At 65.9% G+C, this 20,140-nt stretch carries 18 protein-coding genes; 14 read left to right on the top strand and 4 right to left on the bottom strand.

The annotated features are described in order from the left end of the window. Positions 1 to 111 precede the first annotated feature (111 nt). Positions 112 to 963: an alpha/beta hydrolase gene (locus DRF71_RS20555; protein WP_112312717.1), complete on the top strand. Its 852-nt coding sequence runs from the start codon at positions 112 to 114 to the stop codon at positions 961 to 963. Positions 964 to 970: 7 nt separating this feature from the next. Here DRF71_RS20555 and DRF71_RS20550 read toward each other — a convergent pair whose 3' ends face one another. The 4 genes from DRF71_RS20550 to DRF71_RS20535 are packed head-to-tail and all read right to left on the bottom strand — an operon-like array spanning position 971 to position 6,892. After that, a complete protein-coding gene (locus DRF71_RS20550; protein ID WP_269814396.1) occupies positions 971 to 3,115 on the bottom strand; it encodes an amino acid adenylation domain-containing protein in 2,145 nt (714 codons plus the stop codon). Then, positions 3,105 to 4,979 (bottom strand): condensation domain-containing protein, encoded by a 1,875-nt coding sequence (locus DRF71_RS20545; protein ID WP_112312409.1) that lies wholly within the window; start codon positions 4,977 to 4,979, stop codon positions 3,105 to 3,107. The genes DRF71_RS20550 and DRF71_RS20545 overlap by 11 nt, the downstream gene beginning before the upstream one ends. Before the next feature lie 12 nt (positions 4,980 to 4,991). Then, the gene (locus tag DRF71_RS20540) at positions 4,992 to 5,228 is read right to left on the bottom strand and encodes a phosphopantetheine-binding protein (RefSeq protein WP_112312408.1); all 237 of its coding nucleotides are present in this window, start codon (positions 5,226 to 5,228) and stop codon (positions 4,992 to 4,994) included. After that, on the bottom strand, positions 5,225 to 6,892 hold the full coding sequence (locus DRF71_RS20535; protein WP_112312407.1) for a (2,3-dihydroxybenzoyl)adenylate synthase: 1,668 nt from the start codon (positions 6,890 to 6,892) through the stop codon (positions 5,225 to 5,227). The genes DRF71_RS20540 and DRF71_RS20535 overlap by 4 nt, the downstream gene beginning before the upstream one ends. 191 nt (positions 6,893 to 7,083) lie before the next feature. Between DRF71_RS20535 and DRF71_RS20530 the strand changes: the two genes are divergently transcribed. From DRF71_RS20530 to ftsZ, 13 genes are all read left to right on the top strand, one after another. Then, complete coding sequence (locus DRF71_RS20530) at positions 7,084 to 7,647, top strand: cytochrome b (protein WP_232831614.1); 564 nt, start codon at positions 7,084 to 7,086, stop codon at positions 7,645 to 7,647. A 42-nt stretch (positions 7,648 to 7,689) separates the two neighbouring features. Beyond that, complete coding sequence (locus DRF71_RS20525; protein ID WP_112312405.1) at positions 7,690 to 8,748, top strand: glycosyltransferase family 2 protein; 1,059 nt, start codon at positions 7,690 to 7,692, stop codon at positions 8,746 to 8,748. 144 nt (positions 8,749 to 8,892) lie between these two features. Then, entirely contained in the window at positions 8,893 to 10,056 is a 1,164-nt protein-coding gene (gene ftsW, locus DRF71_RS20520; RefSeq protein ID WP_112312404.1) for a putative lipid II flippase FtsW, read from the top strand. Positions 10,057 to 10,061: 5 nt separating this feature from the next. Continuing rightward, complete coding sequence (locus tag DRF71_RS20515; RefSeq protein WP_112312716.1) at positions 10,062 to 11,156, top strand: UDP-N-acetylglucosamine--N-acetylmuramyl-(pentapeptide) pyrophosphoryl-undecaprenol N-acetylglucosamine transferase; 1,095 nt, start codon at positions 10,062 to 10,064, stop codon at positions 11,154 to 11,156. Next, complete coding sequence (murC, locus tag DRF71_RS20510; protein ID WP_112312403.1) at positions 11,153 to 12,580, top strand: UDP-N-acetylmuramate--L-alanine ligase; 1,428 nt, start codon at positions 11,153 to 11,155, stop codon at positions 12,578 to 12,580. The genes DRF71_RS20515 and murC overlap by 4 nt, the downstream gene beginning before the upstream one ends. Before the next feature lie 6 nt (positions 12,581 to 12,586). Beyond that, positions 12,587 to 12,970: a hypothetical protein gene (locus DRF71_RS20505; RefSeq protein ID WP_112312402.1), complete on the top strand. Its 384-nt coding sequence runs from the start codon at positions 12,587 to 12,589 to the stop codon at positions 12,968 to 12,970. Positions 12,971 to 13,049: 79 nt separating this feature from the next. Next, on the top strand, positions 13,050 to 13,292 hold the full coding sequence (locus tag DRF71_RS20500) for a DUF2484 family protein (RefSeq protein ID WP_112312401.1): 243 nt from the start codon (positions 13,050 to 13,052) through the stop codon (positions 13,290 to 13,292). Between the two features lie 71 nt (positions 13,293 to 13,363). Next, complete coding sequence (locus tag DRF71_RS20495; RefSeq protein ID WP_112312400.1) at positions 13,364 to 13,747, top strand: hypothetical protein; 384 nt, start codon at positions 13,364 to 13,366, stop codon at positions 13,745 to 13,747. A 60-nt stretch (positions 13,748 to 13,807) separates the two neighbouring features. Further along, a complete protein-coding gene (murB, locus tag DRF71_RS20490; RefSeq protein ID WP_112312399.1) occupies positions 13,808 to 14,740 on the top strand; it encodes a UDP-N-acetylmuramate dehydrogenase in 933 nt (310 codons plus the stop codon). A gap of 125 nt (positions 14,741 to 14,865) precedes the next feature. Beyond that, entirely contained in the window at positions 14,866 to 15,783 is a 918-nt protein-coding gene (locus DRF71_RS20485; protein WP_112312398.1) for a D-alanine--D-alanine ligase, read from the top strand. A 119-nt stretch (positions 15,784 to 15,902) separates the two neighbouring features. After that, on the top strand, positions 15,903 to 16,736 hold the full coding sequence (locus DRF71_RS20480; RefSeq protein WP_408634564.1) for a cell division protein FtsQ/DivIB: 834 nt from the start codon (positions 15,903 to 15,905) through the stop codon (positions 16,734 to 16,736). Continuing rightward, positions 16,733 to 18,067, top strand: a complete 1,335-nt coding sequence (ftsA, locus tag DRF71_RS20475) for a cell division protein FtsA (protein WP_112312396.1) — start codon at positions 16,733 to 16,735, stop codon at positions 18,065 to 18,067. Before DRF71_RS20480 ends, ftsA begins: the two co-directional genes overlap by 4 nt. A gap of 260 nt (positions 18,068 to 18,327) precedes the next feature. Next, complete coding sequence (ftsZ, locus tag DRF71_RS20470; protein ID WP_112312715.1) at positions 18,328 to 20,136, top strand: cell division protein FtsZ; 1,809 nt, start codon at positions 18,328 to 18,330, stop codon at positions 20,134 to 20,136. Positions 20,137 to 20,140: the final 4 nt, after the last annotated feature.

Raw genomic sequence — 20,140 nt, 5'->3', positions numbered from 1 at the left:
TAACTGGCTGTCCATATGCGCCCCGCGCCCGCGTTTTCCGGGCACAGCCGGGAGCTTGCGCTGCCCACCCGCCGCAATCGCGGTGCTGTTTTGCGAATGGGGAAGAAAAACATGTCTGTGCATGGCAAAACCGGTCCCGATCACGCGCGAAAGCCGGCAGAGCTGAAGATCCTCGATGCCGATCCGGCCAGCCATCGCCTTTCGCAAAAGGTCGTGAAGTGCGGCCCGGGGCACCGGCTTTACCTTGCGGTGCCAAAGGGCGAGGCACCCGCGGAGGGCTGGCCGGTTCTTTATATGCTTGACGGCAATGCGGCCTTTGATTTCCTGACCGAAGACCATCTCGCGCTGGTGCCGGGGCTGATGCTGGCGGGGGTCGGCTATGACACCGACCGCCAGTTCTCGCGGGAGCGCCGGACGCTCGACTTCACCGCACCTGATTTAACGGCAACCGGCGCGACGGCGGACGGGATCCGCCCTGATCATGTCCATGAGGGGCGGATGGCCGGCGGCGCGGCGCAATTCCTGGACCGGCTGACCGGCGAATTGCGCACCGCCACAGAGGAGGGGCTGCCGGTCGATCCGGCGCGCCGCAGCCTCTGGGGCCATTCCTTTGGCGGGTTGTTCACGCTTTACGCCGCGCTGACCCGGCCGGGGGCTTTCGCGCGCTATGCCGCGATCAGCCCCTCGATCTGGTGGGATGAGGCGCTGATCCGCAGGGTTGCCGCAGGCGCGGCCAGGCTGGAAAGCCCGCCGGCGCTGATGATGGCGCTTGGCGATATGGAAAAGCGCAGCGGTGCCTCGGGGCCGCCGCCCGACGGGCCGGCGCCGGCCACGATGGATTTCGTGCAGGGGCTGGCGGCGCATCCCGGTTTCGCGCCCGAGATCCATGTTCTGCCCGGGCATGCCCATATCCAGACCATTGCGGGCTCGCTGCCGCTGGCCTTGCCCTTCGCCCTGCGCTGAAGGGCGGTCAGCCCATTCGTTTCGCCAGTTCCGGCGCGATCAGGGCAATGGCGGCGGGCGAGATCATTTCCGAATGCAGGAAGGGGATTTCCAGCCGGTCGGTCGCTGCCGCATAGGGCGCCCAGAGCGAGGGCGTCAGATCGCGGCCGGCATGGTCGTTTCCGGCGCGGATATGGGTGATCGTCCCGTCATAGCGCCGGTGCTGATGGCTGCGCACAAGGCGGTTGGTGTCGGTGACCAGCCGCACGACACCGTCCAGAACCTGGTCGGGCAGGGCGCCCATGGCGCTGTCGCCCTGGCGCAGGAAAGCCACCACCTTGTCGCGGCTGTCGAGGTCTCGATGCGCCTCGGGGTCGTGGCCGGCAATCGCCAGCAGCGCGCGCAGCGCAGCCGCCGGATCGGGCTCCGGCTCATTGCGCCAGACATCGGTGGGGTAGCTGTCCATGAGCGCGACCAGCCCGGTCTCGCGCCCCATCGCCGCCAGCCCGACCGCCATTTCCTGGGCGATGATGCCGCCCACCGACCAGCCGGCCAGATGGATCGGGCCTTCGGGTTGCGTCTTTGCCACCAGCGTCGCGTATCCGGCGGCCAGGGCGGCAAGATTTTCCGGCAGCGCAACGGATGGGTCAAGTCCGGGATGCTGCACCGCATAGACCGTAACCCCGGGCGCCAGCGCGCGGGCCAGTGCCCGGTAGCCCCAGCCGAGCCCGCCCGCCGGGTGGATCAGGAAGAGGGGCGCCCTGTCAGATGCCCCCTGGGCCAGCCGGATCAGTGGCCCAAGACCATCCTCGGTCGGCCCTGCCGCGTCGAGCCTCGCCGCCAGCATATCGAGAACCGGGTTCTCGAAAATCGCACCAAGGCCCGGATCGCGGCCGGTCTCTTCCGCGATCCTGAGCACAAGGCGGACGGCGGAAAGGCTGTCGCCGCCCAGGGCGAAGAAATCCGCCTCGGCCGGGGCAGGGGCGTCGAGATGCAGGATCTCGGCATATAGCCTGGCGAGGAGGCGCTCGGCCCCCGTTTCGGCCGCGCGACCCGAGGCGGTGAATTCCGGCGCCGGCAGCGCCTTGCGGTCGAGCTTGCCATTCGATGTGACCGGCAGCGCGGCCAGCGTGATCTCGGCTGCGGGCACCATGTAAGAGGGCAGGCCTCCGGCCAGCAGTGGCGCAAGCCGGCCGGGCACATAGCCCGCCTCCGCCACCAGATAGGTGACGAGCCGCTTCTCTCCGGCCCGGTCCTCGCGCGCCAGCACCACGCATTCGCGGGCAAGGCCTGTGGCCATGATCGCAGCCTCGATCTCGCCCAGCTCGATCCGAAGGCCGCGGATCTTGACCTGGTGATCCGAGCGCCCAAGGTAGACCACCGCGCCATCGGGCCGGGTTTTTGCAACATCGCCCGTGGCATAGAGGCGCTGGCCGGGATGGCGCGGATCGGGGATGAAGCGGTCAGCGGTCAGATCGGGGCGGCCGAGATAGCCGCGCGCCAGCTGCACGCCGCCGAGATAGAGGTTCCCGGGCATGCCGGCGGGGACGGGACGCAGATGCTCGTCCAGCACCGGCAGCCAGGTGTTCCAGACCGGCCAGCCGATCGGCAGCGGGTTGGAGCGGTCTTCGGGCGTCGCCGGCCAGAAGGTGACATCGACTGCCGCCTCGGTCGGACCGTAAAGATTGTGCAGCTCGCCCTGGATGCGGCGATGGAAGCGGCTACGCTGATCGGCGGTCAGCTCTTCGCCGGAACAGAAGGTGCGCCGGATGGTGAGACCCTCGGAGGCTGGTGCCGCGAGGAAGGCCGACAGCATCGAGGGCACGAAATGCAGCGTGGTGATCTGGTGGGCGCGGATCAGCCGGGCGATTTCCGAGGGGTCGCGATGAGCACCGGGAGGGGCCATGACAAGCTCGGCGCCGGAAATACAGGGGAGGATGAACTCCCAGACCGAGACGTCGAAGGTGGCGGGGGTCTTTTGCAGGATGCGGTCGCCGGGGCCGATGCCGTAATGGTCGCGCATCCAGAGAAGACGGTTCACGATGGCGCGGTGCTCGATCATCACGCCTTTCGGCTCGCCGGTGGAGCCGGATGTATAGATGACATAGGCGAGGCTGGCGCCGGAAAGGGGCGCGTGAGCCTGTGCTGCGCCTCTGTCTGCGTCAGATCGGATTTCCGAAGCTGATCCGGGGTTGCCCCATGCATCTCTGGCCAGAAGCGCTGTGGCCTGAAGGCCTGGCGAGGGGGGGGGCGGGGTGGAGGGAGTGCCACTGCGCAGGCCAGTCTGCGGGCCAGTCTGCCGGCTGAAAAAGCGGTGCCTCCGCCGGCAGCAAAGGCGCAATCGCCGCGCTCGTCATCACCAGCACCGGTTTCGCCATCGCCAGGATCCTGGCCAGCCGCTCCGGCGGGTGATCGGGGTCGAGCGGCAGCCAGGCCGCGCCGGTGCGCAGGATGGCGACCAGCGCCACCGACAGTTCCAGCGAGCGCTCCATCGCCACCGCCACGATCTGCTCGGGCCCGGCGCCGCGCGCGCGCAACTGTACCGCCAGCGCCTCTGTCTGCGCATCCAGCTCTGCATAGCTCAGCCCGACCGCACCAAAGCGCAGCGCCGGCGCCTCGGGTGTTTCGCGCATCTGCGCCTCGATCAGATCGACCAGGGTGACATCCGGCACCGGATGCCGGCTTGCCAGCGCCCGCGCATCCTGGGCGGCGATCTCGTCCGGGCTGGCCGAGGGCACATCGCGCAACCGCTCTGCCGCCAGCGCGCCCTCGATGAAGGCCATCAGCCGCAACCCATGGTTCCGGGTCTCCTCGGCGCTGTACAGGCCTGGATTGCTGTCGGTCTCGAACAGTATCCCCGCCACGGGATCGCCGCGGAAGGTAAAGGTCAGATCCTCGACCGCGCCGGCGCCGAGGATATGCAGCCGGCACTCCAGCCCGGAAAAAACCGGAGCACGGTCAAAGGGCTGCACATTAACGAGCGGCCCGTATAGCCTGCGCGCGCCCCCGATCAGCCCCAGATCGCGGCGCAGCTGCTCGGAGCGGTAGAGCCCATGTTTGCGCGCCTCGCGCATCCGCCTGACCTCATGGCCCAGCCAGTCGGACAATGGCGCTTCCTCATCAGGGCTGACCCGGTGCGGCAACACATTCATCGCCATACAGGGCAGCCGCGCGATCTTGCGCCCCATCCGCGCCATGAAGGGCATGCCGATCACCGCCTCGCCGCCGGCACCATCCACACCCGACCAGCGCGCCAGACAGGCGCCGGTCAAAGCGGTCAGCACATCCGGCCAGCCGAAACCATGCTGATCGGAAAACGCCGCCAGCCGGGCGGTCAGCGCCTCTGGCAGCCAGAGGCTCTCGCGGTGGAATTCATGGCCGCTGACGGCGCGTTCGCCCGCCAGCGTGCCGGGGCTTGTCACCACCGGCGCGCCTGCCATCGCCTCGCGCCACCAGGCGGCATCGCCGACGCGGCGGGGGCTGTTGCGATAAACCGCATCCTCGTCATCCGCGCGGCTCAGCGGCGGGAAGGGCAGCGGCTCCGGCCCTTGCCCGGTCAGATGCCCGTAATGCTCGCCGATCCGGTTCGAGACCAGCACGATGCCGTAGCCATCGGTGGCCAGATGGTGGATGCGCTCGTAAAGGAACACCCGGTCCGGGAGCAGGAACAGCGTGAAAGCCGCCACCGGCTCGGCTGCGAGATCGGTGGGGCGCGCCGTATCGGCCTGCATCTGCCTCAGCGCCTCGGCCGCCGCCTCGGGATGGGCGGTCAGATCGACTTCGGAGAGCGAAAGCGCGCCCGGTTGCAGCCATTGCTCCGGCCCGGTACTGCCGGTGCGGAACCGCAGATGCAGCGCCTCGGACTCAATGATCGTCCGCGCCACGGCCTCGCGCAGAGCCGCCAGATCGACGGCGCCGGTCAGTTCCAGATATTGCCCGGTATTCAGGATCGGATTGGCGGGGTCGAGCGCCTGGAAATACCAGAGCCCCTCCTGCGCCTCGGTCAGCGGGCGCGTCTCCTGAACAGCGCGGGTCATCCGGAGCGCGCCTCAGCCCGCAGCCTGGAGGCGGGAAACCGCCTCCCACCATTCGCCCAAAGTCGCACTCTCGGCAAAGACCGCGAAATCGAGCTTCAGCCCCTCTGCCTCCCAGGCGGTCACCAGCCGCATCAGGCGCAGCGAATCCAGCCCCAGATCGGGCAGATGATCGTCATTGCCGATCTCATCAGGGTCAAGATCAATCAGCCGGGCAATATCGGCGCGCATTTTTTCCAGCGTTACAGTCATTTCGCGGCTTCTTCTTTCAGATATCGGGCACGCAGATCGGCGCGGAGCTTCACCCGGCTGATCTTTCCAACGGCGGTGGTGGCGAATTCCGTCACGAAAACCACCTCATCGGGGACTTTGAACGCGGCAATACCGCGCCCCCGGACGAAAGCCTTGATCGCCGCCGCCTTCGGCTTTTCGACGCCTTCAGCCAGGACGAGGAAAGCGCAGCTGCGCTCGCCCAGAAACGGATCTGGGATCGAGACCACGGCGGCATCGAACACTGCCGGATGGGCCAGCAGGTGATCCTCGATCTCTTCGGCGGAAATCTTCTCGCCGGCCCGGTTGATATGGTCGCCGGCGCGGCCCTGGACCACCAGATAGCCGCCGGGCAGCTGCTTCACCATATCGCCGGTGCGGTAAAACCCGTCCGGGGTAAAGCTGCTGGCATTGGCGGCGGGCTCGTTGTGATAGGCACGGATCGTATAGGGGCCGCGGGTATGGAGGTAGCCGGCCTCGCCCATCGCCACCGGCTGTCCGTTGTCATCCAGCACCAGCACCTCGTCATCCGCGCTGATCGGGCGGCCTTGCGTGTTGATGATGATCTCTTCGGGGTCGTCGAGGCGGGTATAGTTCACCAGCCCCTCGGCCATGCCGAACACCTGTTGCAGCGTGCAGCCCAGCACGGGGCGCACCCGCGCCGCCGCTTCGGGGATGAATTTCGCGCCCCCCACCCCCAGCACCTCAAGGCTGGAGAGGTCATGCGCGCTGCCCGGCGCCGCCTGCATCCACAACAGCGCCAGCGGCGGCACGAGGCCGGTGATGGTAACGCGTTCCGCCGCGATCAGCGGGAAGGCGGTGGCAGGTGCCGGATTGGGGCTGAGCACCACTTTGGCGCCGACCGACAGCGCGCCGAACACGCCCGGCGACGACATCGGGAAGTTATGCGCAACGGGCAGGGCGCAGAGATAGACGCTGTCCGCCGTCAGCCCGCAGATCGCGGCGCTTTCGCGGAAACTGTAGATATAATCGTCATGGGTGCGTGGGATCAGTTTCGACAGCCCCGTGGTGCCGCCGGAAATCTGCATGAAGGCGACCTCGGACGGGTCGACCTGCGGCAGCTCTCCCTGGCCTTTCAGGCTGTCGAACGCGGTGAATTCCCCGACCTCGCCCGTAACCGGGGCCTCGCCGATCACCACCACCCGCAGATCGGGGCTTTCCTCGCGGATCTCGCGGGCGAGGGCGCGGTAATCATAGCCCTCCCACAGATCGGCGATCACCAGGGCTTTCGCGCCGGAGCGGGCAACGAAATGCGCGATCTCGGTGCGGCGATGGGCGGGCAGGGCGTAGACCGGGATCAGCCCGGCCAGAAAAAGACCAAAGACCGCCGGGAAGAAGCCGGCAATATTCGGGACCTGCACCACCACCCGGTCACCGGGCCTGAGCCCGAGCGCAAGAAAGCCATGCGCGGCGGTCTCGGCGGCGGCCAGCAGATCCTGATAGCTGAGCCGGGTCTCGCCCCCCACCACCGCGATGCGCGGGCCATGATCGGCCGCCAGCCGGCGCAGCAGGGTGCCAAAGCTCTCGCCGCGCCAATAGCCCTTTGCCCGGTAACGGGCGGCGAATTCCCCGGGCCAGATCTGACGCGGAGCCTCGCCTGGGTCGGGAAGGAGGGCATCGCTCATAACGCACCTGCGTGACGGAACAGCTGTTTCGGGCAGACCGCCGTGCCGGCGTTCTCCCCCGGGGTCGGGATAAGGCCGCCAGGAAAAATAGTCAACTTTACGTCAGGTTGTTGGCAGGTGCAGCACAATCCCGTAACCGGAAGGGGAAGCGCGCCTTCTCTTTCAGGCAACAAGGCAAGACAATGACCCGGATGACGCTCCCCTTTCGTGACACGCCGCGCGCCTATGGCAAGGTGACCCGTGCGCTGCACTGGTCGATTGCCGCCCTGGTGCTGTGGCAGTTTATGACGATGATCCTGAAGGTCGGGTTCGGTATCTCGCCGCGAGACAGCGCGGTCATCGCCTCGCATGGGCCGGTGGGCACGGCCGTTTTCGGGCTGATCGTGATCCGGGTGGCCTGGGCCTTTATGAATGCCGGACGCCGCCCCGATCACGGGCGCGGGCCGATCGGGATTGCCGCAAAGGCGGGGCATGGCATCCTCTATCTGGTGATGCTGATCGTGCCGCTGGCGGCTCTGGCGCGGGCTTTCGGTTCGGGCCGGGGTTTCGCGCCCTTTGGCTTCCCGCTGTTTCCCACGCGCGAGGAGCCGATCAGCTGGATGGTGGATTTCGGCAATGCCGTGCATGGCGAGCTGGGCTGGGTCTTCGGCGCGCTGCTGATCGGCCATATCGCCATGGTCGGCCTGCATGAGGCGATGTGGAAAGACGGCACCCTTGCGAAAATGGCGGGGAAAAAGGCGCTCCGGGCCGGTTGAGGGGGCCTTGCCCTGCGGCCTGATCCGCGCCAGGCATGAAGGATGCGCATTACCAGTGTCACATCGGTCCGCGATGAGGGGCCCTATCTGATCGAATGGCTCGCCTGGCACCGGCTGCTGGGCGTGACCGATTTTCTGATCGCCTCGAATGATTGCCGGGATGGCAGCGACCGGATGCTTGATGCGCTGATGGCGGCGGGCGTGGTCAGGCATCTGCCGCAGCCGCCGATGGCAGAGATGCATTCGGCAAAGGGCAAGGCCGCCAGTGTGCAATGGCGGGCGCTGAAAGCCGCCTGGGCGCAGCCCGAACGCAAGGCATCCGACTGGATGCTGATCTCGGATGTCGATGAATTTCCTGTGATCCATTGTGGCAGTCACCGCTTTGCCGACCTGCTGGCGGCCGTTCCATCCGGGGCCGAGGCCATAGCCCTGGCCTGGCGGCTGTTCGGTGCCGGCGGCCTTGCCGAATTCCAGGATCTGCCGGTGACCGGGCAGTTCACCCGCTCGGCGCCCGCAGGGATGTTCCACCCGATTGCGGCGACCTTTTTCAAAAGCCTGTTCCGTCCCGGCGCTTTTCAGCGCCCCGGGGTGCACCGGCCGCTCAGGCGTGAGGGGCAGGGGGCGGCCTTCTGGGTCGATGGGACTGGCAGGCCGCTGCCGCCCGTGCTGGCCGATGACAAACGCCTCTCGCTTTTGCCGCTGACCGGGCATCGCGCCCTGGCCGAGATGCATCATTACTCGCTGCGTTCGGTTGCGGCTTTCGTGGTGAAATCGGATCGTGGCCTGCCCAATCGCAGCCAGAAAGGGATCGACCTGCATTACTGGGTCGAGCGCAACTTCAACACGGTGGAAAACACCGCAGCGGCGGTGCTGGCGGGGCCCTTGCAGCAGGAAATGGCGGCGCTGATGGCGCTGCCGGGGATGGCCGCGCTGCATGAGGAGGCGGTCGCCTGGCACCACGCCCGCTTTGCCGCGCTGATCCGCCAGCCCGAGACCTATCGGCTCTGGACCGCCTGCCAGCATGCGGCAGGCAGCCTTGCGCTTGGGCCGGCGCGCGACAGCCAGATCCTGCGGCAGTTCCAGGATCTCGAATCGCCCTGAACCCGCCCCGCGAGCCGTGCTTTGCTGCCGCATTTCCGCTGGCCTTCTGACCGCTTTGCCATTACAGTTTCGCATTACGGACCCGGGGGGACACCCGGGCCAGAGGCAGTAATTCGGTTTTCCGATCTATCGAGGCGGCTCCCCATGACTGAGATGGTCTATGGTTCCTCACCCGTTGCTGTGCGCGAGCCGGTGCTGCCGCGCTGGTGGCGCACCGTTGATCGCTGGACCATGTGTTCGGTCTTTATGCTGTTCGGGATCGGGCTTTTGCTGGCGCTTGCGGCCTCGGTGCCGCTCGCGAGCCGCAACGAGCTGAACCAGTTCTTCTATGTGCAGCGCCAGACGATTTTCGGCTGTATAGCGCTGGTGGTGATGCTGGCGATTTCGACCATGTCGTCGGCGGTGGTGCGCCGCCTGGGCATCCTTGGCTTCCTGATCGCGCTGGTGCTGGTGATGGCGCTGCCTTTCGTGGGTCAGGATCACGGCAAGGGTGCCATTCGCTGGCTGTCGATCGGCGGCTTCTCGCTGCAGCCTTCCGAGTTTCTGAAACCCGGTTTCGTGATTTTCACCGCCTGGATGATGGCGGCGGCACAGGATATCAACGGCCCGCCCGGCAAGCTGATCTCTTTCGGGATGCTGGGGCTTGTGGTCGGCTTCCTCGCCATGCAGCCCGATTTCGGGCAATCGGCGCTGATCGTCTTCTCCTGGGGTGTGATCTATTTCATCGCCGGGGCGCCGATGTTGCTGATCGCCAGTGTGATCGGCATCGCCGCGGTCGGCGGCTTTACCGCCTATAGCTCTTCCGAGCATTTCGCGCGCCGGATCGACGGTTTCCTGTCACCCGAAGTCGATCCGCGCACCCAGCTGGGCTATGCGGCGAACGCGATCCAGGAGGGCGGTTTCTTCGGCGTCGGTGTCGGCGAGGGCCAGGTGAAATGGTCGCTGCCGGACGCGCATACCGATTTCATCATCGCAGTCGCGGCCGAGGAATATGGCCTTGTGCTGGTGCTGGTGATCCTCGCTTTGTTCGGGATCATCGTGGTGCGCTCGCTGGTCCGGCTGACGGCCGAGCGTGACACCTTCACCCGGCTTGCCGGATCGGGCCTTGCCTGCATCTTCGGGGTTCAGGCTATGATCAATATGGGTGTCGCGGTGCGGCTGTTGCCGGCCAAGGGAATGACGCTGCCCTTCGTTTCCTACGGCGGTTCCTCGATCATCGCCGCCGGGATCACGGTGGGGATGTTGCTGGCGCTGACCCGTACAAGGCCGCGTGACCGCATGGCCGAGCTTTTCGGGCGCAGACGCTGATGGCTTTGAGGGCGCCCCTTCTTCTGATCGCGGCAGGCGGTACCGGCGGGCATATGTTCCCCGCCCAGGCCCTGGCCGAGGCCATGCTGGCGCAGGGCTGGCGGGTCAAGCTCTCGACCGATGATCGCGGCGCGCGCTATGCCGGCGGCTTCCCGAAGGCGGTGGTGGTGGAAAAGGTCGCCTCGGCCACCTTCGCGCGTGGCGGCCTCGCGGCAAAGCTGGCAGCGCCCTTCCGCATCGCGGGCGGCGTGATCGGCGCGGTGGCAAAGATGCTGTCGGACAAGCCTGCGGTTGTCGTGGGCTTTGGCGGCTATCCGACCATCCCGGCGCTCTCGGCGGCCTTCATCCTGCGCCGCCCCCGGATGATCCATGAACAAAACGGCGTTCTTGGCCGGGTGAACCAGCTTTTCGCCAAACGCGTCGACCGTGTCGCCTGCGGCACCTGGCCGACCATCTTGCCCCAGGGCGTCGAGGGCATCCCGACCGGTAACCCGGTGCGGGGGGCGGTGCTGGAGCGCGCCGGTGCCCCCTATATCGAGCCTGGCGATTACCCGATGAGCCTTCTGGTCATCGGCGGCAGTCAGGGCGCGAAGATCCTTTCCGATGTGGTGCCCGCCGCTCTGGCACTGCTGCCCGAGGGTTTGCGCGACAACCTTCGCGTCGCGCATCAGGCCCGGGCCGAAGATGCCGGGCGCGCCCAGGCCGGCTATTCCGAGGCCGGTATCCGCGCCGAGATCAGGCCGTTTTTCGACGATATCCCCCGCCGTCTTTCCGAGGCGCAGCTGGTGATCTCGCGCTCCGGCGCCTCATCGGTTGCCGATATTTCGGTGATCGGGCGGCCTTCGGTGCTGATCCCCTTTGCCGCCGCCACCGGCGACCATCAGACCGCCAATGCGCGCGGCCTTGTTGACGTCGGGGCAGCGGTGCTGATCCCCGAGAAACTGCTTGACCCCGCTGCGCTCAGCGCGCAAGTCGCCGCCGTCCTCGGCAATCCCGGGGGGGCGCGGCAGATGGCCGCCAATGCGCTTGGGCGTGGCCGCCCGGATGCGACGGAAAGCCTTGTCGCGCTGGTTGAAGAGCTCGCAGGAGAAAAAAGATGAATGCTGCCACCAAACTCCCGCTGGAGCTGGGTCCGATCCACTTCATCGGCATCGGCGGCATCGGCATGTCGGGGATTGCCGAGGTGCTGCTGACTTTGGGCTACCGGGTGCAGGGATCAGACAGCAAGGCGTCGAAAATCACCGACCGTCTGGTGGCGCTCGGGGCCGAGTTCCATGAAGGCCAGAGCGCCGCGAATATCGGCGAGGGCGTGTCGGTCGTGGTGATTTCCTCGGCGATCAAGCGCGGCAATCCCGAGCTGGAAGAGGCGCGGCGCCGCAAATTGCCGGTGGTGCGCCGCGCCGAGATGCTGGCCGAGCTGATGCGGCTCAGATCGAATATCGCGGTGGCCGGGACGCATGGCAAGACGACGACCACGACCATGGTGGCGACGCTGCTCGATAAGGGCGGCTTTGACCCGACCGTCATCAATGGCGGCGTGATCCATGCCTATGGCTCGAACGCGCGCGCAGGCGCCGGCGAATGGATGGTGGTCGAGGCGGATGAGAGCGATGGCTCCTTCAACCGACTGCCCGCGACCATCGCCATCGTCACCAATATCGACCCCGAACATATGGAGCATTGGGGCACCATCGAGGCTTTGCGCAAAGGCTTTCTCGATTTCGTCTCGAATATCCCGTTTTATGGGGTGGCCGTCTGCTGCACCGATCATCCGGAAGTGCAGGCGCTGGTCGGGCGTGTCGCCGACCGCCGTGTGGTCAGCTTTGGCTTCAACGCCCAGGCCGATGTGCGGGCGGTGAATCTCAGGTTCGAAAACGGCAAGTCCTGCTTTGATATCCTGCTGCAAAACGAGGGCGAAGGGTCGATTATCGAAGGGTGTGAGCTGCCGATGCCCGGCGATCACAATGTATCCAATGCGCTTTCGGCTGTCGCCGTCGCCCGCCATCTGGGCATGAAGAAGGAAGAGATCCGCGCCGCTCTGGCCGGGTTTGCCGGCGTCAACCGCCGCTTTACCCGGGTGGGTGAGGTGAATGGTGTGCCGATCATCGACGATTACGGCCATCACCCGGTCGAGATCGCGGCAGTGCTGAAAGCCGCGCGCCAGGCGGTTTCCGGCACTCCCGGCGCGCGGGTGATCGCGGTGCATCAGCCGCATCGCTATTCGCGGCTTTCCAACCTGTTTGACGATTTCTGCACCTGTTTCAACGAGGCCGATGTGGTCGGCATCGCCGAGGTCTATGCGGCGGGCGAAGAGCCGATCTCTGGCGCGAGCCGCGATGATCTGGTCGCGGGGCTGATCGCGCATGGCCATCGCCATGCCCGCGCTGTGATCGACGAGACGGATCTCGCGCGGCTTTTCCGCGAACAGACCCGGCCTGGCGATATTTTCGTCTGCCTCGGCGCCGGGACCATCTCGGCCTGGGCGAACAATCTGCCCGGCAAGCTCCTTGGCAAAGCAGCCTGATGGTCGGTGGACGCGGATCTGCTCTTTTTCCTGGCGCTGACTGTGGGGATGGGGCTCTTTGCCTGGCAGATCGGCTGGTTGTTTCAGGGGGTATTCCGGAACATTCCACTGATCCTTGCAGGGCTGGCTCTGTTCGGGTTGGCAGGCTTTTTCGCCTGTCATTGGGTCGCAGCCCTTGCGGCGGAAAGCAACGGTCCCGATCCGGATCGCAAATCGGGCGTCGTGCGTCAGGTCAATGCTTTGCTGACCATCGCCATCCTGGCCGGACCCTGGACCGGTCTCTCGCTGGGCAGCTTTGTCTCGCGTTTTCCCGGCAGTGGTGGTCGCGCTGCTCTGGCCTGGGCGGTGCTGGTCGCGGTGGCGCTGCCGGTTCTTTTCCGATGGGTCTGACTCTGCGGCTGCCGCCGGAACCCCGTTTCCTGGCCTGCCTGAAAAATCCCCCCGCCAAAGCGTTCACGGAGACCGACCAATGACCCTGCCGCTGATCCTCGGATGCGCCTGGCTGGTTCTGGCCAATGTGATCGCCATGCTTCCCACCCGCGACAAGCATATCCGCGCGGCGATGGTGCTGGCGGTGCTCGGCATCCCGCTGCTGGGCTGGGTGACCTGGGAAAACGGCCCGGTCTGGGGGCTTGTCTTCCTGATCGGCGGCGCCAGCATCATGCGCTGGCCGCTGATCTGGTTCTGGCGCTCGATCCGCAAGCCGCGCTGATCCGGTTCGGCCATATTCAGGACAAAAGCGGCGGTTAGGATCGGGCAAGCTTAACGGATAATTGGTTTGCCATGCCGGTCCAGTATCTCATCCCCGCCTTCATCGCGTTCATCCTTGTGCTGGCGATCCCCTTTTTCAACGGGCGCGAATTCCGCCTGGTGTTGCGGCTGCTGCTGGGGCTGGCCATTGTCGTGGTGCCCCTGGCCATCGCGGCGATGGAGGCGCGCAATATATTCGAGTTTTTCGCGATCTGGTTCCTTGTGATCCTGGCGCCGTTTCTCTGGCTCTTTGGTGGCGAAGCCGGGCGCAGCGGTGGCGGCATGATTGGCGGGACTGAGACCGGAGTGTTCGGCCAGATACTCCCCTGGCTGCCGCTGGTGGCGCTTGGTGTTCTGGTGGCCATGGTGGTGGTGCTGAAATATCTGCATCTGCGCGGGCAGCGCCGCGAGGAGTGAGCGCAGGCCGCATGGCCCGCCCCCTTGCGCAGGCGGGGGCTTCGCGGATAGCTGGGGTCCATGAACACGCGAGCCCCCCTCCCGACCCCGCGCGGCGCCCTTACCGCTGACCGTCCGCTTGCCGATCTGACCTGGCTCAGGGTCGGCGGCCCGGCCGACTGGTTCTTCCAGCCGGCGGATGAGGCGGATCTGGCAGATTTTCTGCACGCGCTGCCGGCAGAGGTCGCGGTCTTCCCGATGGGGGTGGGGTCGAACCTGATCGTGCGCGATGGCGGCATCCGGGCGGTGGTGATCCGGCTGGGGCGCTGTTTCAACGGGATCACGGTCGAGGGCGACCGCGTGATCGCCGGTGCTGCGGCGCTGGATGCGCATGTCGCGAAAAAGGCGGCCGAGGCCGGGCGCGATCTGACCTTCCTGCGCACCATCCCCGGCAGCATCGGCGGCGCGGTCCGGATGAATGCCGGCTGCTACGGGCTTTATGTCGTGGATCACCTGGAAGAGGTGCGCATCATCACCCGCCAGGGCGAGACGCGGGTGCTGAAAGCGGCCGACCTTGCGCTGCGCTACCGGCAATCCGACCTGCCCGAGGGCGCGGTGCTGGTATCGGCAACCTTTCGCGCGCCCGCAGGCGATCCGGCAGCACTGGCGGCCAGGATGGAGGAACAGCTGGCAAAGCGCGACGCCTCGCAGCCCACCAAAGAGCGCACGGCGGGCTCGACCTTCCGCAATCCGGCCGGGTTTTCCTCGACCGGGCGCGCGGATGACAGCCATGAGCTTAAGGCCTGGAAGCTGATCGACGAGGCCGGAATGCGCGGGGCAGCGGTCGGCGCGGCGCAGATGTCGCCGATGCATGCCAATTTTATGATCAATACCGGTGGCGCCACGGCCACGGATCTCGAATCACTCGGGGAAGAAGTGCGAAAAAAGGTGTTCCAATCCAGCGGGATCACGCTAGAATGGGAAATCATGCGGGTTGGCGAAGCAGCCCGCTGATCAGAGTCAAGGCCCTGGATCCAGGTGCGGGGCCGAAAAAAGAAGACGAAGACTAAACCAGGACAAACGGCGCAAAGCCGGCAGAAAGCAAAAATGGGGTCATCAAAGACCCCGAGAGGCAGTAAATGGCGGCGGGATCGGGCAGATTTCCCCGCGTGGCGGTTTTGAAAGGTGGCATGTCCGCCGAGAGAGAGGTTTCCCTCTCCTCGGGTGTGGAATGTGCGACGGCGCTGCGTGTGGCGGGTTATGAGGTGGTTGAGGTCGATGCGGGCCGCGATCTGGCCGCGCGCCTGACCGAAATCCGCCCCGATGCCGTATTTAACGCGCTGCATGGCCGCTGGGGCGAGGATGGCTGCGTGCAGGGCATCCTTGAATGGCTGCGGATTCCCTATACCCATTCCGGGCTGCTGGCCTCGTCGATGGCGATGGACAAGACCCGCTCGAAAGAGGTGTTCCGCGCCGCCGGCCTGCCGGTGGTGGAAAGCGTCATTGTGTCGCGCGAAGAGGTCTCCACCCGCCATGTTCTGCCGCCGCCCTATGTGGTGAAGCCGAATAATGAGGGGTCTTCGGTCGGGGTCTATATCGTGCGCGAGGGCAGCAACGCGCCGCGCCTGGCCGATACCATGCCCGAACAGGTGATGGTGGAAACCTATGTGCCGGGCCGGGAGATGACGGTGGCGGTGATGGGGGACCAGGCGCTGGCGGTCACCGATATCGTCACCGATGGCTGGTATGATTATGATGCGAAATACAAGGCGGGTGGCTCGCGCCATGTGATCCCCGCCGATCTGCCGCAGGAAATCACCGATGCCTGCCTTGATATCGCGGTCAGGGCGCATAAGGCGCTTGGCTGCCGGGGCATGTCGCGATCGGACTTCCGCTGGGATGAGGCGCGCGGGCTGGATGGTCTGGTGCTGCTGGAGGTCAATACCCAGCCCGGGATGACGCCCACTTCGCTGGCGCCCGAACAGGCGGCGCATAGCGGCATTTCCTTCCCCGAGCTGTGCTCCTGGCTGGTCGAGGATGCCTCATGCGATCGCTGATCCCCTTCCGCATCCGCCCCGCGCGGCACGGGAAACAACCCGAATTCGGTCGCGCCGAACCGCCGGTGACCCGGGCGAGGGTCGCGCATGATCCGGCGCCGTCGCTTTGGGCCTACCGGATGCAGCGGGTTATGCTGACGCCCTATCTGCGGCGCTTCCTGCGGGTTGGCCTGCCGGTGCTTGCGGTGGCGGCGGTGACCGGCCTTTACATGGCCAGCGAAGAGCGCCGCAACGGCGTGATCCAGGTTTTCACCGACCTGCGCGAGAAATTCCAGAGCCGCCCGGAATTCATGGTGACGCTGGTATCCATTGAGGGGGCCTCGGTCGAGCTGGCCGATGCCGTCCGGTCTCGACTTGATCTGAACCTGCCGAAAAGCTCGTTCGATCTCGATCTTGAGGCCGCCCGGGCCCGGATCGAGGAACTGGACGCGGTCAGGGGCGCCGAATTGCGGGTGCGCTCGGGCGGGGTGCTTTCCGTTCTGATCACCGAGCGTCAGCCGGTGCTTGTGTGGCGTCAGGCCACGGGGCTGACGCTGGTGGATGAGACCGGCCACCGGGTCGCGGGCCTGTTTGAACGTGCCGACCGCGATGATCTCGCGCTGATAGCGGGTGAGGGGGCGGATAAAGCCGCGCCCGAGGCGCTGGATATCCTCGCCGCCGCCGGCCCGATTGCGCCCCGCATCCGCGGCCTTGTCCGCATGGGGGATCGCCGCTGGGACATCGTGCTGGATCGCAACCAGCGCATCCTGCTGCCCGAAGACAACCCGGTCCGCGCGCTGGAGCGGCTGCTCGCGCTGGACCAGGCCCAGGACATGCTGGCGCGCGACCTGGCCTCGGTTGATCTGCGCCTGCCAAACCGCCCGACTTTACGCCTGACCCCCTATGCGATGAACGAGCTTCGTCGTGCAAATGGACTTGAACCCCTGCCTGAACCCGTGGAGACCGAACTGTGACCGACCTCTACCAGACCCAACGCGCCATGCGGAACATGCGCCGGGCTGCCATGCAGCGGGGCGTAATTGCAATTCTTGACGTGGGCACCTCGAAAATCGCCTGCCTCATCCTGCGTTTTGACGGCGAAGCCCGTCTGCGCGAGGTCGAGGGCGTCGGCCCGATGGCCGGTCAGTCGAAATTCCGCATCATCGGTGCCGCCACCACCCGCTCGCGCGGGGTGCGCTTTGGCGAGATCTCGGTGATGAACGAGACCGAGCGCGCCATCCGCACCGCCGTCCAGGCAGCGCAGAAAATGGCCAATGTGCGCGTGGATCACGTCATCGCCTGTTTCTCGGGCGCCGAGCCGCGTTCTTACGGGCTGGGCGGTGAAGTCGACCTTGAAGACGGTGTGGTGACGGAACATGACATCGCCCGTGTGCTGGCGTCGTGTGATGTGCCCGATATCGGCCAGGGCCGCGAAGTGCTGCATGCGCAGCCGGTGAATTTCGCGCTGGATCACCGCTCGGGTCTGGCCGATCCGCGCGGTCAGATCGGCAATCGCCTCGCTTGCGACATGCACCTGCTGTCGGTCGAGGATTCCGCGATCCAGAACCTGCTTTACTGCATCCAGCGTTGCGATCTGGAACTGGCGGGGATTGCCTCCTCGGCCTATGTCTCGGCGATTTCCTCGCTGGTTGAGGATGAGCAGGAACTGGGTGCGGCCTGTATCGACCTTGGCGGTGGTGCCACCGGCGTGTCGATCTTTATGAAAAAACACATGATCTATGCCGACTCCGTGCGGATGGGCGGCGATCATGTGACGGCGGATATCTCGAAGGGGCTCTATATCCCCGCAGCCGATGCCGAGAAGATCAAGACCCGCCATGGCGGCCTTTTCGCCACCGGCATGGATGACCGCGAGATGATTGAACTCGGCGGTGAAAGCGGCGACTGGGAGAAAGACCGCCGCCGCATCTCCCGCACCGAGCTGATCGGCATCATGCGCCCCCGCGTCGAAGAGATCCTCGAAGAGGCGCGCTCGGTGCTGGATGCGGCGGGTTTCGACCATCTGCCCTCGCAGCAGATCGTGCTGACCGGCGGCGGCAGCCAGATCCCGGGGCTTGATATGCTGGCCAACCGCATTCTAGGGCAGCGCGTCCGTCTGGGCCGGCCACTGCGGGTCCAGGGTCTGCCCCAGGCGGCGACGGGGCCGGCTTTTGCCTCGGCCGTGGGGCTGTGCCTCTTTGCGGCACATCCGCAAGATGAGTGGTGGGATTTTGAGGTTCCCGCCGAACGCTATCCGGCCAGGTCTTTGCGCAGGGCATTCAGATGGTTCAAGGACAACTGGTAACCCCAGGATACAGCGCGACGTGCAAAATCCCGCCGATCCAGGCGGGAAAACCCCCATATTTTGTGGGATTATGCTATTTTTTCCGTGACCTCCCCGGCCGATGTCGCTAGAATCGGATACAAATCGGTGTGCCTCGCCCCGGGACGGGCGGGTCTTGGCCGAAAAAGAATATCTCGCGAGTAACGATCACAAAAATGGCTCATTAAGGTTTACCGGCGATAACCTTGATGTTGACCTGGAAAAAACGGACAGGCGGAACCATGGCACTCAATCTGACGATGGCGAACCAGCGGGAAGAGCTGAAGCCGCGCATCACTGTCTTTGGTGTGGGCGGGGCAGGCGGCAACGCGGTCAATAATATGATCGACAAGCAGCTTGAAGGCGTCGAATTCGTGGTGGCGAATACCGATGCTCAGGCGTTGCAGCAGTCCATGGCCCATGCGCGGATCCAGATGGGTCTGAAAGTGACCGAGGGTCTGGGCGCCGGCGCCCGCCCGGCGGTTGGCGCGGCCGCTGCCGAGGAAACCATCGAAGAGATTGTCGACCATCTGGCCGGCGCGCATATGTGCTTCATCACTGCCGGCATGGGCGGCGGCACGGGCACCGGCGCGGCCCCGATCATCGCGCAGGCCGCGCGTGAGCTGGGCGTGCTGACCGTCGGTGTCGTGACCAAGCCCTTCCAGTTCGAGGGCGGCAAGCGGATGCGTCAGGCCGAAGAGGGCATCGAAGCCCTGCAAAAGGTCGTCGATACGCTGATCATCATTCCGAACCAGAACCTCTTCCGTCTGGCGAATGAGCGCACCACCTTTACCGAAGCCTTCGCGATGGCGGATGACGTTCTCTATCAGGGCGTCAAAGGCGTGACCGATCTGATGGTCCGCCCGGGCATCATCAATCTCGACTTCGCCGATGTCCGTTCGGTGATGGATGAGATGGGCAAGGCGATGATGGGCACCGGCGAGGCCGAGGGCGAAGATCGCGCCGTTCAGGCCGCCGAGAAGGCCATCGCCAACCCGCTGCTGGATGAAATCAGCCTCAATGGCGCCAAAGGCGTGCTGATCTCGATCACCGGCGGCCATGACCTGACCCTGTTCGAGCTGGACGAGGCCGCGAATATCATCCGCGAAAAGGTCGATCCCGAGGCGAATATCATCGTCGGCTCGACGCTGGACAATTCGATGGAAGGCCGCATCCGGGTCTCGGTCGTCGCGACCGGTATCGACGCCACCGCGCAGATGAAGCCCGAACAGCCCATCGCGCGCCGCCCGATGGCGCAGCCGCTGCAATTGCAGCCGGGTCATGTCTCAGATCGCAGCGATGTGCCGGAAGTGGCCTTCGTGCCTGCCGCCGCCGCGCCTCAGCCGGCCTGGCAGCAAGCGCCGCAACCCGTCGCCCAGCCGATGGCCCAGGCGCCTGTCGCGCCGCAACCGCTCGCTCAGGCTCCGCAACCCGTTGCCCAGCACCCCGTCCATCAGCAAGCGGTGCCTCAGCAGCCGGTCTATGCTCCGGCCCAGCCGATGGCCCCGGCCGCCGCAGCGCGCGCAGCCCATACCGAAGACCTGTTCGGTGCCGGTGAGACCCATGGCCATGATTTTGAGCCGCGCTATGAGGAAGACGACCACGGCTATGCCAGCGAGGTTCCGCCGCCGGTCTATCGTCCGCGTCCCGCTGCCGGTCAGGCCGGTATGACCGCCGCCCGCCCGCCCGCCGCCTCCTTCGAGGCCGAAGCCGGCTCCTTCGTCGCGCCGCGCCCGCATTTGCCCGGCACGCCGACCCCGGCGGCGCTGGCCCGTCTGGCCAATGCGGTGCAGAAAAACCCGCGTCCGGCCCAGCCGCAACCGCAGCCGGCCGCCCAGGAACCCGCCCAGGCCGCGCGCCCGCGTTTCGGCATTGGCTCGCTGATCAACCGTATGGCCGGCCATCTCGAAGGTGGCACCCAAGCCGAGCGCAGCCCGGCCCAGTCGCACCGTCAACAACCCCCGGTTACCGCCTATGATGACGAAGGCGATGCCGGCAACGATCAGGACAAGATCGAGATCCCGGCTTTCCTCAGAAGACAGGCCAACTGAAACG

The sequence above is a fragment of the Pseudogemmobacter bohemicus genome, from assembly GCF_003290025.1.
Lineage (GTDB): Bacteria > Pseudomonadota > Alphaproteobacteria > Rhodobacterales > Rhodobacteraceae > Pseudogemmobacter > Pseudogemmobacter bohemicus.
This window is presented reverse-complemented; position numbering and strand designations above follow the sequence as displayed.

Bases quoted from the DNA above. Each gene is read 5' to 3' on its own strand.
- DRF71_RS20555 (WP_112312717.1), top strand. From the start codon at position 112: ATGTCTGTGCATGGCAAAACCGGTCCCGATCACGCGCGAAAGCCGGCA.
- DRF71_RS20545 (WP_112312409.1), bottom strand. From the start codon at position 4,979: ATGACCCGCGCTGTTCAGGAGACGCGCCCGCTGACCGAGGCGCAGGAG.
- DRF71_RS20540 (WP_112312408.1), bottom strand. From the start codon at position 5,228: ATGACTGTAACGCTGGAAAAAATGCGCGCCGATATTGCCCGGCTGATT.
- DRF71_RS20535 (WP_112312407.1), bottom strand. From the start codon at position 6,892: ATGAGCGATGCCCTCCTTCCCGACCCAGGCGAGGCTCCGCGTCAGATC.
- DRF71_RS20530 (WP_232831614.1), top strand. From the start codon at position 7,084: ATGACGCTCCCCTTTCGTGACACGCCGCGCGCCTATGGCAAGGTGACC.
- DRF71_RS20525 (WP_112312405.1), top strand. From the start codon at position 7,690: ATGCGCATTACCAGTGTCACATCGGTCCGCGATGAGGGGCCCTATCTG.
- ftsW (WP_112312404.1), top strand. From the start codon at position 8,893: ATGACTGAGATGGTCTATGGTTCCTCACCCGTTGCTGTGCGCGAGCCG.
- murC (WP_112312403.1), top strand. From the start codon at position 11,153: ATGAATGCTGCCACCAAACTCCCGCTGGAGCTGGGTCCGATCCACTTC.
- DRF71_RS20500 (WP_112312401.1), top strand. From the start codon at position 13,050: ATGACCCTGCCGCTGATCCTCGGATGCGCCTGGCTGGTTCTGGCCAAT.
- DRF71_RS20495 (WP_112312400.1), top strand. From the start codon at position 13,364: ATGCCGGTCCAGTATCTCATCCCCGCCTTCATCGCGTTCATCCTTGTG.
- murB (WP_112312399.1), top strand. From the start codon at position 13,808: ATGAACACGCGAGCCCCCCTCCCGACCCCGCGCGGCGCCCTTACCGCT.
- DRF71_RS20485 (WP_112312398.1), top strand. From the start codon at position 14,866: ATGGCGGCGGGATCGGGCAGATTTCCCCGCGTGGCGGTTTTGAAAGGT.
- DRF71_RS20480 (WP_408634564.1), top strand. From the start codon at position 15,903: ATGCAGCGGGTTATGCTGACGCCCTATCTGCGGCGCTTCCTGCGGGTT.
- ftsZ (WP_112312715.1), top strand. From the start codon at position 18,328: ATGGCACTCAATCTGACGATGGCGAACCAGCGGGAAGAGCTGAAGCCG.